At 58.9% G+C, this 13,939-nt stretch carries 8 protein-coding genes and 1 pseudogene; all 9 read left to right on the top strand.

Annotated features, from left to right (window positions below; all coding sequences use genetic code 11):
* Positions 1-12 precede the first annotated feature (12 nt).
* Positions 13-1,350 carry a type VI secretion system baseplate subunit TssK gene (gene tssK, locus PRJ_RS16595; RefSeq protein ID WP_104961992.1) on the top strand — a complete coding sequence of 446 codons (1,338 nt, stop codon included), beginning with the start codon at positions 13-15 and terminating at the stop codon, positions 1,348-1,350.
* 1 nt (position 1,351) lies between these two features.
* Positions 1,352-2,221, top strand: a complete 870-nt coding sequence (gene icmH / locus PRJ_RS16600) for a type IVB secretion system protein IcmH/DotU (RefSeq protein ID WP_104961993.1) — start codon at positions 1,352-1,354, stop codon at positions 2,219-2,221.
* A 132-nt stretch (positions 2,222-2,353) separates the two neighbouring features.
* Complete coding sequence (locus PRJ_RS16605; protein WP_104961994.1) at positions 2,354-2,869, top strand: Hcp family type VI secretion system effector; 516 nt, start codon at positions 2,354-2,356, stop codon at positions 2,867-2,869.
* 74 nt (positions 2,870-2,943) lie between these two features.
* Positions 2,944-5,112 (top strand): type VI secretion system Vgr family protein, encoded by a 2,169-nt coding sequence (locus PRJ_RS16610; RefSeq protein ID WP_104961995.1) that lies wholly within the window; start codon positions 2,944-2,946, stop codon positions 5,110-5,112.
* Complete coding sequence (locus tag PRJ_RS16615) at positions 5,109-6,032, top strand: DUF4123 domain-containing protein (RefSeq protein WP_104961996.1); 924 nt, start codon at positions 5,109-5,111, stop codon at positions 6,030-6,032. The genes PRJ_RS16610 and PRJ_RS16615 overlap by 4 nt, the downstream gene beginning before the upstream one ends.
* The gene (locus tag PRJ_RS16620) at positions 6,025-9,015 is read left to right on the top strand and encodes a T6SS effector BTH_I2691 family protein (RefSeq protein WP_104961997.1); all 2,991 of its coding nucleotides are present in this window, start codon (positions 6,025-6,027) and stop codon (positions 9,013-9,015) included. Before PRJ_RS16615 ends, PRJ_RS16620 begins: the two co-directional genes overlap by 8 nt.
* Positions 9,016-9,017: 2 nt before the next feature.
* Positions 9,018-9,911 (top strand): hypothetical protein, encoded by an 894-nt coding sequence (locus tag PRJ_RS16625; protein ID WP_104961998.1) that lies wholly within the window; start codon positions 9,018-9,020, stop codon positions 9,909-9,911.
* Positions 9,908-12,900: pseudogene (locus tag PRJ_RS16630) on the top strand (T6SS effector BTH_I2691 family protein). Before PRJ_RS16625 ends, PRJ_RS16630 begins: the two are co-directional and overlap by 4 nt.
* Entirely contained in the window at positions 12,900-13,796 is an 897-nt protein-coding gene (locus PRJ_RS16635; protein WP_104961999.1) for a DUF6708 domain-containing protein, read from the top strand. Before PRJ_RS16630 ends, PRJ_RS16635 begins: the two are co-directional and overlap by 1 nt.
* Positions 13,797-13,939 lie beyond the last annotated feature (143 nt).

Consider the following 13,939-nt stretch of genomic DNA (forward strand, 5'->3'; position numbering starts at 1 on the left):
CACGGAGCGCCCATGAGTTCACGCAATCCCGTTCTCTGGCCCGAAGGCCTGTTCGTCAAACCACAGCATTTCCAACAGGCGGCCAGGGCCAGCGAAGCAGCCCTGCACCAGCGCCTCGCCAGCCTCAATGCAGCCTTCTACGGCTTCAGCGAACTTCAGTTGAACGACGAATACCTGAGCCTGGGCAAAGTCGCCATCACCCGGGCGCGAGGTGTGATGCCGGACGGCACGGTGTTCGACATTCCCGCCGACCTGCCGCCACCGCCGCCGCTGGAAATCGGCGACGACGCGTGCCAAGACAGTGAGGTTTATCTGTGCCTGCCGCTGCGTACCGATGGCGGCCGCGAAGTGAGCTGGCCCGACAATGCAGCCAATTTCCGCTATACCGCCCAGGCACAGGAAATCAAGGATACCCACACCGCTGACGGTGACCTGGTGCAGGTAGACCTTGCGGTGCCCAACCTGCAGCTCAAACGCAAGACCGAAGACAGCAGCGCCTACACCCGCCTGGCCCTGGCACGTATTCTGGAACGGCGCCCCGACGGCAGCCTGCAACTGGACGAAGCGTTCTACCCCACCAGCGTTTCGGTGCGGGCGGTGCCAGCGCTGCAGCGGTTTCTTGAGGAAATCACCCATACCTTGCGCGAGCGGGCGCGCGGCCTTGCCACGCGGATTGGTGCCTCGGGCCAGTCCGGGATCGCCGACATTCGCGACTTCAACCTGCTGCAGGCCATGAACCGTTGGTGGCCATGCTTCCAGCATCTGGCCAGGCAAGCGCAAACGCACCCCGAGCAGCTGTACCTGTGCATGAGCCAGGCCTGCGGCGAATTCGTCACCTTCACCGACCAGAACCGGCTGCCGCAGGAGTACCCCGCCTATCACCACACCGCACTGCGCACCTCCTTCAAACCGCTGGAAGACACCTTGCGCCGGTCTCTGAGCACCGTCTTGCGGCCGCGCGCTGTTTCACTGCCGCTGGAGAGCGAACAATTCGGCGTGATGACGACCACGCTGGAAGATCGCCGGCTGATCGACGAAGCCGACTTCATCCTCGCCGTGCGCGCCGACCTGCCACCACAGGCGTTGCGCCAGATGTTCATCCAGAAAGCCAAGATCACCTCACTTGAGTCACTGAATGACCTGGTGCCGCTGCAATTGCCGGGCATCCCTTTGTTGCCATTACCCGTGGCGCCCCGCGACCTGCCCTTCCATGCGGGCTTCAGCTACTTCGAGCTGGACCGACGAGACCCGGCCTGGGCGTGCATGAGCAAGGCGAATGGCTTCGGCATCCACATTGCGGGCGACTTCCCAGGGCTTGAACTGCAGTTCTGGGCGATCAGGAGTGAGTGACATGGGAAAAGACAACAATACGCCCACCGATGAAAACAACGCTGCAGTCAACGCGCTTGATTCAACCCTTGAACAGCCAGTACCCGCCCCCCGGGCTGCGGCAACCAATGCGCAAGTATCCACGGACAAAACTGAGCCTGAGCCCGTTTCCGAAGGCTACCCCGCTGACCCGGAATTTCAGCTGCGGGGCGGCTTCGCCAACCTGATGCTGGATGCCGCATCGCCGTTGTTCGGCTTGGTTATACGCCTGCGTACGCTGGACGAGCTGCCAAACATCCAGGACGTGCACCAGCAAGTGCGCGGCCAGATCGACAACATCCAGGAAGAAATGCGCCAGCACGGTTACGAGCCGGCTCAGTTGCTGGCGTACTCCTACGGTCTGTGCCTGTTCATAGACGAGGCCGTTATGGAGCGCCCCTGGGGCAAGAGCAGCTGCTGGAGCCAGGAGCCGCTGCTCAGCATCTTCCACGACGAGACCTGGGGTGGAGAAAAAATCTTCACGGTGATTACCCGCCTGATGCAGGAGCCCAAGCGTTACCAGGACGTACTGGAGTTCATGTACTACGCCCTGTGCCTTGGGCTGAAGGGCAAGTACGCGCTCGCGCCGAAAGGCGAAGAAACACTCAACGCATTGATTCACCAACTGCACGGGATCATCCGCGAACTGCGCGGCCCTACCCCCGAAGAAGTCTGCGACCCCTACACCAATGTGGCCCCACGCAACTTCCGCATGAGCCGGCAATGGCCCTGGTGGAGCCCCTTGGTGATTTCCGCCATCGCCATGGCGGTGGCTTACAGCATCTACAGCTATCGCCTGCACCTGATTACCACCGAGGTGCTGGAGTCGCTCAACGGCATCTTGCAGCAGTAGCGCGTCGATCCACGGCGCAGCTGATTCATTGAATTGACGAGGTACCTGCCTCGTTGACAAGCCCATCGTTTCCGATGGCCACGCCACCTGTGGTGTGCGTGCTTTACCCACATGGACGCAGGAGTAACTGCCATGCCAACACCCGCTTACATCAAGATCGTAGGCCAGACCCAAGGCAACATCACCGCTGGCGCCTTCACCGCTGACTCCGTCGGCAACGTGTTCCAACAAGGCCATGAAGATCAGATTCTGGTTCAGGAAATCAAGCATGAGGTGATTACGCCCACTGACCCCCAGAGCGGTCAACCGAGTGGCCAGCGCGTGCATAAGCCTTTCATATTCACCAGTTCACTGAACAAAGCTACCCCCCTGATGTATCAGGCACTTGCCACCGGCGAAATGCTGCCAACGGTCGAGGTCAGCTGGTATCGCACCTCGTCGGAAGGCAAACAAGAGCATTTTTTCACCACCACGCTCGAAGACGCCACCATCGTCAGCATCAATACCGTGCTTCCCCACGCACTCGACAAAGACAATGAAAACTACACCCAACTGGTTGAAGTATCGCTGGCTTATCGAAAGATCACGTGGGCTCACGATGTAGCCAATACCGAAGGCTCTGACGACTGGCGCGCACCTGCCGCCTGACCTGTGCAAATGCCCCGGGCAGGCCATGCCCGCCCGGGCTTTGTGTTGATTCAGACGGCGGACAAGGATCTTTTATGCCTAGCCAATCTGATTTGCGCTACAGCTTTGAGGCACTCGTTGGCAAAGCTGAATTCGAGGTGGTGTCGTTCGAACTCCGAGAGGGCATCAGCGCCCCCTTTGAACTGGAGCTGAAACTGATCAGCTTCGAAAACGACATCGACTTCGGCCATTTGCTCGACAAGCCCGTGCTCTTCACCATCCTGGAGGGCGAACGCCCGGTACGGTACGTGCACGGCCTTGTCAGCCGTTTCAGCCAGGCTGAAAGCGGCTTCTACCGCACCTACTACCACGCGCTGGTCGAGCCCCAACTGGCACGGGCCAACCTGCGCTCGAACTGGCGCATCTTCCAGCACAAGACCGTACCGCAAATTCTCGAGCTGATGCTCAAGCGCCAGGGCATCGACCAGTACGAACTACGCGCCAGCCTGGACCACCAGGTGCGCGAATTCTGCGTACAAGCCGGCGAAACCGACCTCGACTTCATCGCCCGCCTCGCGGCCGAAGAAGGCTTTGTCTACCGCTTCGAGCACAACGAAAAACGCCATAAGCTGATCATCACCGACAGACTGCAGTCACTCGGTCTGATAAGTCACGGTGTCATCAAACACGAGGACGACGCCGAAGGCTTCTACCGTGAGCGTGAACCGTCAGCCCCGGACACCGTGCTGTACCATTCCAACCACGGCGGCGACCAGCCTCAACCGTGCCTACGGCGCTTGCGCTACAGCGAACAAGTGCGTACTGCACGGCAGGTTCAACGCGACTACACCTTCACCCACCCGGCCTATCGTCAGGAACACAGGGCCTCGGGCCCCTATCTTGAGCACCAGTCCACGGACTATGAGTGCTTCGACTACCCCGGCCGTTACAAACGCGATGCCGTTGGCAAGCCGTTCACCGAAAACCGCATCACCGGCTTGCGCCATGACGTGCGTATTGCCCAAGTCCAAGGCGACGATGTGCGCCTGCAACCAGGCCTGAGCTTCACCCTGACCGGCCACCCGCGCGAAGACCTGAATGTGCATTGGCGGGTCAGCACGGTTCGCCACGAAGGCAGCCAGTTCACCAGCCTGCAGGAAGAAACTGCCGGGGCCGACCAGGGCACACGTTACGAGCAAAAGGCGGTACTGGTGCCAGGCAGAACCGAGTGGCGCCCAGCCCCATTGCCCAAACCACGCGTTGACGGCCCGCATATGGCCACCGTGGTGGGGCCGCCCGGTGAAGAGATCTACTGCGACGAATGGGGCCGGGTCAAGGTCAGCTTTCCCTGGGACAGAGAAAGCCAGGACAACGCGTTCAGCTCCTGCTGGGTACGCGTATCCCAAGGCTGGGCCGGCGGCAGCTGGGGCTCGATGGCCATCCCACGGATTGGCCAGGACGTGATCATCCACTACGTCAACGGCGACCCCGATCAGCCGATGATCACCGGCCGTACTTACTGCGGTAACCAGTTGCCACCCTACGACCTTCCCCGCCACAAGACCCGCATGACCATCAAGAGCCAGACCCACAAGGGCGATGGCTTCAACGAGCTGCGCTTCGAAGACGAACTGGGCCAGGAGGAAGTGTTCATTCATGCCCAGAGGGACCAGAACAATGTGGTCAAGCACGATGAGACTACGCAGGTCGGCAATGACCGCAAAGAGCAGGTCGATCACGACGAATCGATCCTGATCGGCCACGACCGTACGGAAACGGTTGGCAATGACGAGCGCGTCACCATTGGGCAGGACGCCGCGCTCGACATCGGTAGAAACCACACGATCAGGATCGCCAAGGACCGTGTCGAAAACATCGGCAATCACCGTCACGACCAGATCGCCGCCAATCACCACACCCGTATCGGTGGCAACTTCGAGCAACGGGTCGAAGGGCATGCCGATCTGGAAGCCCGTGGGGATATCCGCAGACGTACACGCCGTTATGAACTTCGAGCATCGGAAGCCGTGGTCATCCAAGGCCCTGGTGGCTCCATTCGAATCGACGAAACAGGCATCACCCTGGACAGCCCGACGATTCGCATCACCGGCCAGATGCTCAAGTCGGCAAATGGGACGACAAGCCCCTTTTCCATCAGCAGTGCACCGAACACCGGCAAGCCTCTGGAGCGCTTGTGTGGGCGCCGCCCTGATGGTTCCTGCCCCCTGCCCGATTGCCGCTGTATCCGAGGGCCAGTCCAATGACTACACCGTCATCAGTTGCTCCGCGCAGCGAAGACTTCGCTCATAACTGCCGCTTTCTGCTGCTCATGACCAGGGCAATCGAGTACTGGGCCTATCGGCCCATCCCGCAGGAGGGTGAACTGGTTCCTGCTTATGCCCCATCGGTACTCGACCTTATAAACGCTGTCAGCCGGAATACTCAAAAGGCATGGTTATGGAAGAACAGCGCCCTGGATGACCGTCATGAGTTTGGGCCTTTGCTGGTGGACGTTGCAGACGCTCACGAGCTGCTTGCCCATGCAATCACGACCTGGATGCCTATCGGTGGCGCCATCGCGCTGGATGCCGAGGTTGGCCTGGCAGCGCTGGCAGACCACTTCACCAGCCTGGTGCAGGTCGTGCTCCCTGACCACAGCGTTGCCACTCACCATGTCACACCGGACCATCTTGCAGCCTGGCTGAATGCGCTGGACGACGACCATCGCAAGGCCTGGCTTGGCCCGGTGTCTCGGTTGGCATGGCGAGTCAACTGGGGGCCGGCTCATGAGTGGAAAACACACGAAAACAAGCCGATTGCTGCCCGCTCAAAATCAGAACTGCCTTTGACCCTCCAGCAGCTTGAACTTGATCGGCTGCAAGCAGGCATGCACGAGCACTTTGTCCTCTCATTGGCGCATGAGGTCTTGGCCATGCCGCCCCATGCCAACCATACCTTGGCGGACATACGCCTATGGATAGAAACACTCCTGCCGCAACTGACAGCCCTCAATTTCCGGAGCGAGGAAGTTGCGGGCCAATTCATTCGGCTGATAGCCGGGCACATGTGGCTGATGAGCAATGACAAGGCGGGAAAAATCTATACCAACCTCGAAGAGTCGCCCCAGGCCCGCCTTCGCGAGCTCCAGGCACTGGTCGAAAGCAAGGAGCCTGCCCATGACTAACGCCTCCGTCAGCAGCGCCACCTCCGGCCCTGCCTGCAGCGCACGCGTGCCCATCCTGCCGGTGCGCTACGCCATCGTGCCCCGCACCGCCGACGCCCCCGCCTGCCGCTATGCCGATGCAGGCTTCAACCTGGAACAAGGCTTCCCCACGCTGCAGCACTCGGCCTACACCCTCCGCGCTTTGCGCCCGGGCTATGTCTACGTGTTCATGAAAGGCCTTCAGGGCGAAAAGCTGGTCATTCATGAGCACGTCGGCGCGGGCCTCTACAAGGAGCTGCGCTACCAAGGGCTGGAGGACTACCACCGCCGTGAGCGCTACCTGTCCGGCCAGAGCACCGGCTGGGTGTGGGCCGACACCTGCCAGGACACCGCCGAGGAAGTGTGGATCGGCTACAGCCCGCACCTGTGGACCAACGCCATCACCGCCCGTATCACCGGTTCGGCAGCCCTGCGCAAACGGCACATGCGCCAGCTGGACATGGCCGAGCTGGTGAGCGGCAACCCGGCGCCGTCCACCCAGCCCCATGTGTTGCCAGTGAGTGCCCTGCAAACCTGGGTCGAAGACTTCAAGCCAACAGAGCGGCGCATGCCGCTGACCTGGAGCAGCGACCCGATCACCGAAACCTTGCCCATCGGCAACCTCACTGCCATCGCCCGGCACTACCCCTGGACCCAACCGAAAGTGCCGGTGGTGGTGGCGCTCGCCGATGCCGAAGGCATGGCCCTGGACCTGAGCCTGTCGGTCTCGGCCTACCAGCATCAACTGCGTGACCTGATGCCGGCCGAACAACTGGAGCACACAAAACCCGCCCAACCTCCCGAGCAGGAGCGCGTGCCGGCATGCTACCGGCTGGATGCCGAACAGCTCAGCCCGCAGAGCCGCGACTTTCACCATCGCAACCTGGTCGCCATGCTGTTGAACAAGACGCTGGAAAGCCTGTACCCGGCGGATGCCCCTTCACCGGAACTGGCCGCGTTCAGGCTGGGCACGTCACGCCGGGGGCCCGCCCTGTCGCCGGCCGAGGCACACTTCCAGGCCCTCACCCATGAAGATTATTCCCCCAATGGCGCGCGCCTGGCACAGCGTCTCGATGTCGACAAATACCGGCGCTTCCTCGCCGAACGCGACGCGCTGGAACGGCGCATTGCCGCCCTGCGCAACCTGGCCTTGCAAGCCAGCAACGATCATGACGCGTGGCTGGCGACGGCCGAATCCCAACACATCGATAACCCCTACAGCCTGGCAGCCGCCTTGGCCTGTTACGACCGCAACGAACGCACCTCCGCCCGCGGTCTGGAAATCTCACTGGCGTTGCTGATTCACCCAATGGGCCAACCGACACCCGGCACCGAAGATCATGACCGGCGTTTCAAACGCCTGGAGCAATGGCTGGACCAGCACGACAGCCCGCTTTACACCGCCTTGGCGCCGTTCAACCCATTCAAGGACAAAGCCGATTCGATCGGCACCTTGTTCGGCGCCAGCGACAACGTGATCGAGGGATTGGCGGGGCGCTTCCCGGCCATGGCGGACATCACCGACCTCACCGCCCAGTCGGTCAATGCCGTGGTGCTCAAGCGCCTGCGTGGCCAGACCCGTTGGGATGCCAGCCATGGCCTGCGCCAGCAAGTGTTGCTGGCAGCGCGTGAGGCCAATGCCGAGAAAGCACTGGGGTTGTTGGCGGCGCGCTATCGAATCACCGAGCAGGCCATTACGGAAAATCCATTTAGCCAGGAGGTGCAGCGGTATTTGAAGAGCGGCATGGCGCAGGTTGAAGAGATGAAAGCGTTGCGCATCTCGGGTAGCCGCACGGTGTCCATCGAGCTGACAACCACTGCGCGGGTGAAACCCAACTTCCTTGGATTACTCACCTCGGGCGGTGGTGGTGGTTTAAACGCGGGGATGCTGTGGTTCAACATCTTATCGCTCAAGACGGCTTACAACAGCCTGCAAAAGAGCGACGCACCGGAATACACCCTGGGGTTCGCTTCATCTGTTTTCGGGGTGATTGGTGCAGCGGCGGCGACATTGGTCAGCGTGCGGGCGACGCAAAAGGCCGTCATGCTGAGATTAAGTGCCACAGCGCCGGGTATGGCCTTTGGCAATGGGGTTATCAAGTTTTTGAGTAGCAATCTGTTTGCGCGTTTAGCCGGATATCCGGCAATTGCATTTTCTCTGATCTCAGATTGGTCAAAGGGATTGCGCCAATTCGATAACGGTAACTCTACGGCTGGCAGATACACAATTGCTGGTGGATTAACCATGGCCATTGGCTCTGCTGTCACTCTTGAAGCAGGACTTGCCATTGCGGGAGCTACAACGCTAGTACCTTTTGCCGGATGGGCCGCCGCTGCCCTTGTCCTAGTAGGCGTAGCCATCATCGCAGGAGGCCTCTACCTACACGCCAAGGCACATGAACGCCTTCACAGCCCAATAGAACTGTGGGCAGCACGTAGCATATTCGGCAATCGCATCAATGATGGAGAGTCGCACGCCGACATCAACTTGGACTTTGACAAGAAACTTCCTGCTTTCACCTCACTGCAAACAGAAATTAAGGCTTGGCACAATGAACATTACGGGGCCAAGTTACTATCCGCCGAGCAGGCCCTATCCCTCGGCATAACTAAAGCCGACACCCGATGGCATCAGAATAACCACTGGTCGCCGCCAAATTGGACAGCTATCATACATAACGAAGTAGCCACCCCCCAACCAACCGTGGAGTTCACAGTGCTGCTGCCTGCATTCAGGCTAGGCGTAAGTGAATGGTCAGGAAGTTTGAGTTCCCTCCGTGACGACCAAGGAATTGACGTATTCCCAATCACTCCAACCGGACACATCGTAGACGCTGGCTTAATCCTGCATTTCGAGAACACGGTTGCCAACCAAAATCATGTCTCACTGCATCTAGCTTACAGCGCTAATCAAGGCCTGGACGAAGACAATGAGATCCTGTCAACTTTTCGCCTGGAGCGCTGATCATGGCAACCATCTGGATATTCAATTCAACGTCATACTCCGGACACACCCCTGCAATTGGAGGGCAGTTGGCAAACGTATCCGAGAATACCTTGTGCCTGAGAAACCCATGGATAACAGATTCCGTGTTTATGGGAAAACTATACTGCGCAATGACGATCACACTGCTGACAGGCACTTACCCTTATCTACCCCCTAACATCTCGAAACTTTACAACGAAGACATTTTATTGATGCTTTTATTATTAATAACCCCCTTCGTGTTTACTCCATTCCTAGCTTATCGAATTTTCTTTATAAAGGGCTTATCAACCATTTGCCTCAACCGATCAACCCAAAAAATCTACTACCAACGTTTGAGCAAGGTATTTGTGTTTGAATGGGCTAACACAGGAGGTGGCCTCTTCAAACGCACCGAATACGGCGGCTCATCGTTCAGCACCAGCTATGCCCTCGCCTTCGCCCCCCGCCGGGAAGACGGCAGCCTGCACCAAAAAGACTGCCTCTGGGTCGACAGCAACGAACCCACCGAACCCGGCGTCAAGCATGTCGCCGAGGTATGGGAATACCTCCGCCACTTCATGGATCACGGCCCGAACAAACTCCCCCCGCCCGGTGAGCCCAACTGGTGGCACAAGCCATTGCACGCCATCTGCCTGACCCCGGCAGAAGCCTGGCGCCACTATGCCCCCTGGCGAACCGGCGAGCCCGGTGAAATGCAGGGTAAAAAGAACTGGCAATTGCCGTTCTGGGCCGTGCTGTTCCCCTACAACCTCTCCGTCGCCCTCTGCTGGTATGGCATCTGCCGCCTGTTCAACGTCCGAGCAGCGCCACCGCCTCCCGAAGCATTTGAGGAGGCACCAGCGCATTCAACCCAAAAAAGGAAGCGTACATGAGCGACGCCTCCGTCAGTAGCGCCACCTCCGGCCCTGCCTGCAGCGCACGCGTGCCTATCCTGCCGGTGCGCTACGCCATCGTGCCCCGCACCGGCGACGCCCCCGCCTGCCGCTATGCCGATGCAGGGTTCAACCTGGAACAAGGCTTCCCCACGCTGCAGCACTCGGCCTACACCCTCCGCGCTTTGCGCCCGGGCTATGTCTACGTGTTCATGAAAGGCCTTCAGGGCGAAAAGCTGGTCATTCATGAGCACGTCGGCGCGGGCCTCTACAAGGAGCTGCGCTACCAAGGGCTGGAGGACTACCACCGCCGTGAGCGCTACCTGTCCGGCCAGAGCACCGGCTGGGTGTGGGCCGACACCTGCCAGGACACCGCCGAGGAAGTGTGGATCGGCTACAGCCCGCACCTGTGGACCAACGCCATCACCGCCCGTATCACCGGTTCGGCAGCCCTGCGCAAACGGCACATGCGCCAGCTGGACATGGCCGAGCTGGTGAGCGGCAACCAGGCGCCGTCCACCCAGCCCCATGTGTTGCCAGTCAGTGCCCTGCAAACCTGGGTCGAAGACTTCAAGCCAACCGAGCGGCGCATGCCGCTGACCTGGAGCAGCGACCCGATCACCGAAACCTTGCCCATCGGCAACCTCACTGCCATCGCCCGGCACTACCCCTGGACCCAACCGAAAGTGCCGGTGGTGGTGGCGCTCGCCGATGCCGAAGGCATGGCCCTGGACCTGAGCCTGTCGGTCTCGGCCTACCAGCATCAACTGCGTGACCTGATGCCGGCCGAACAACTGGAGCACACAAAACCCGCCCAACCTCCCGAGCAGGAGCGCGTGCCGGCATGCTACCGGCTGGATGCCGAACAGCTCAGCCCGCAGAGCCGCGACTTTCACCATCGCAACCTGGTCGCCATGCTGTTGAACAAGACGCTGGAAAGCCTGTACCCGGCGGATGCCCCTTCACCGGAACTGGCCGCGTTCAGGCTGGGCACGTCACGCCGGGGGCCCGCCCTGTCGCCGGCCGAGGCACACTTCCAGGCCCTCACCCATGAAGATTATTCCCCCAATGGCGCGCGCCTGGCACAGCGTCTCGATGTCGACAAATACCGGCGCTTCCTCGCCGAACGCGACGCGCTGGAACGGCGCATTGCCGCCCTGCGCAACCTGGCCTTGCAAGCCAGCAACGATCATGACGCGTGGCTGGCGACGGCCGAATCCCAACACATCGATAACCCCTACAGCCTGGCAGCCGCCTTGGCCTGTTACGACCGCAACGAACGCACCTCCGCCCGCGGTCTGGAAATCTCACTGGCGTTGCTGATTCACCCAATGGGCCAACCGACACCCGGCACCGAAGATCATGACCGGCGTTTCAAACGCCTGGAGCAATGGCTGGACCAGCACGACAGCCCGCTTTACACCGCCTTGGCGCCGTTCAACCCATTCAAGGACAAAGCCGATTCGATCGGCACCTTGTTCGGCGCCAGCGACAACGTGATCGAGGGATTGGCGGGGCGCTTCCCGGCCATGGCGGACATCACCGACCTCACCGCCCAGTCGGTCAATGCCGTGGTGCTCAAGCGCCTGCGTGGCCAGACCCGTTGGGATGCCAGCCATGGCCTGCGCCAGCAAGTGTTGCTGGCAGCGCGTGAGGCCAATGCCGAGAAAGCACTGGGGTTGCTGGCGGCGCGCTATCGAATCACCGAGCAGGCCATTACGGAAAATCCATTTAGCCAGGAAGTGCAGAGGTATCTGAAGAGCGGCATGGCGCAGGTTGAAGAGATGAAAGCGTTGCGCATATCAGGAAGCCGCACGGTGTCCATCGAGCTGACCACCACTGCGCGCGTGAAACCCAACTTCCTTGGGTTACTCACCTCGGGCGGTGGTGGTGGTTTAAACGCGGGGATGCTGTGGTTCAACATCTTATCGCTCAAGACGGCCTACAACAGCCTGCAGAAGAGCGATGCACCGGAATACACCCTAGGGTTCGCCTCATCTGTTTTCGGGGTGATTGGTGCAGCGGCGGCAACGTTGGTCAGCGTACGGGCAACGCAAAAGGCCGTCATGCTGAGATTAAGTGCCACAGCGCCGGGCATGGCCTTTGGTAACGGTCTAATCAAGCTCCTAGGAAGTAATTTGTTCGCAAGGTTGGCCGGCTACCCGGCTATTTTCCTAGGGTTCGCCTCTGACTATAAAAAATCCCAAAGGCAGAAGATGCACGGTAATACTGCCGCTTCTGATTTAACTTTCTATGGCGGGGGCGCGGTCGCAATAGGCTCCGTCTTGGTATTAGAAGGTGGATTAGCTATTGCAGGCGCCACAACACTTATCCCTTTTGCAGGATGGGCTGCAGCTGCAGTAGTCCTATTAGGTGCTGCGATCATAGCTGGAGGCATCTACCTCCATGCGAAAGCCACCGAACACCTTCACACCCCTATAGAGCTATGGGCCAGTCGAAGTATATTTGGGAACCGTCTCAATGATGGCGAAAGCCGACCAGACATAATTTTAGATACCGACAAGAAACTTCCAACTTTCGTCAACATTAAAGACGAAATCAACGCTTGGCACCAGGTATTTTACTCACCCTCGCTGCTTTCAAAAAACGAGACAAAACTATTTGACCTAGGGCATCTGGACAGCAAATGGACTGACTTAAACACATGGACTACTCCGAACTGGACTGCCATCACACACAATCAAGTTTCTAGCATCCCCCCACTGCTGAGTTTACAGTCCTCCTACGGGGATTTCTATTGGGCCAGAGCGAATGGCAAGCCAGCCTTAGTAGCCAACTCGAGAACAGTGGCATATCTATATTACCAGCCACACCAGACTGCTATGAAATTAGGGGTGGACTGATACTCCACTTCAAGAATCAAATTCGAAACCACCGCCACATTAAACTAAACATCAAATATCTGCCAAATCTAGGTTTAGATGAACAAGCAGGCTCCTCCCAGACATTCAAACTTGAGGGACGATAATGGCCATTTCATGGATTTTCACACCCTCCGCACGCTCTCAGTTCACTCCACACATCTCAAGCCAACTATCAACCATAAACAAACATCACTTATCCCTCGTGAACCCATGGGTATCCGACTCCGTATTCATGGGAAAATTATACACCGCCATGACATTAGGGTTAGCAGCTTATATCTACCCGGACATTATAGATGCGGATTTTAGAAAGTCCGCGCTAGCGGACCTTCACTCACTCGCACAATACGTTATTGCACCACTAATATTTACACCATTCATTGCCTACAGGATATTCTTCATAAAAAACCTATCAAACATCTACCTCAATCGCGCAACTGGAAAAATCCTATATCAACGCAACAAAAAACTTATCTCATTCGATTGGACCAATATCAAGGGAGGGGTATTTAAGCGCACAGAGTTCGGTGGTTCATCCTTCAGCACTAGCTATGCACTTGCCTTTGCCCCGCCTAGGAAGGATGGTAGCCTCCACAAAAAAGACTGCCTCTGGGTCGACAGCAACGAACCCACCGAACCCGGCGTCAAGCATGTGGCCGAGGTATGGGAATACCTCCGCCACTTCATGGACCACGGCCCGGACAAACTCCCCCCGCCCGGTGAGCCCAACTGGTGGCACAAGCCATTGCACGCCATCTGCCTGACCCCGGCAGAAGCCTGGCGCCACTATGCCCCCTGGCGAACCGGCGAGCCCGGTGAAATGCAGGGTAAAAAGAACTGGCAATTGCCGTTCTGGGCCGTGCTGTTTCCCTACAACCTCTCCGTCGCCCTCTGCTGGTATGGCATCTGCCGCCTGTTCAACGTCCGAGCAGCGCCACCGCCACCCGAAGCATTTGAGGAGGCCCCAGCGCATTCAACCCAAAAAGGGAAGCGTACATGAGCGACACCTCCGTCAGCAGCGCTACCTCCAGGCCCTGTCTGCAGTTCACGCGTCCCCATCCTGACGGTGCACTACACCAACGTGCCATGCACCCGCGACTTCCCGGCCATGGCTGAGATCCTGTCAATTTTTCGTCTAGAGCG

Source organism: Pseudomonas sp. XWY-1, assembly GCF_002953115.1.
In the GTDB taxonomy this organism is placed as follows: domain Bacteria; phylum Pseudomonadota; class Gammaproteobacteria; order Pseudomonadales; family Pseudomonadaceae; genus Aquipseudomonas; species Aquipseudomonas alloputida.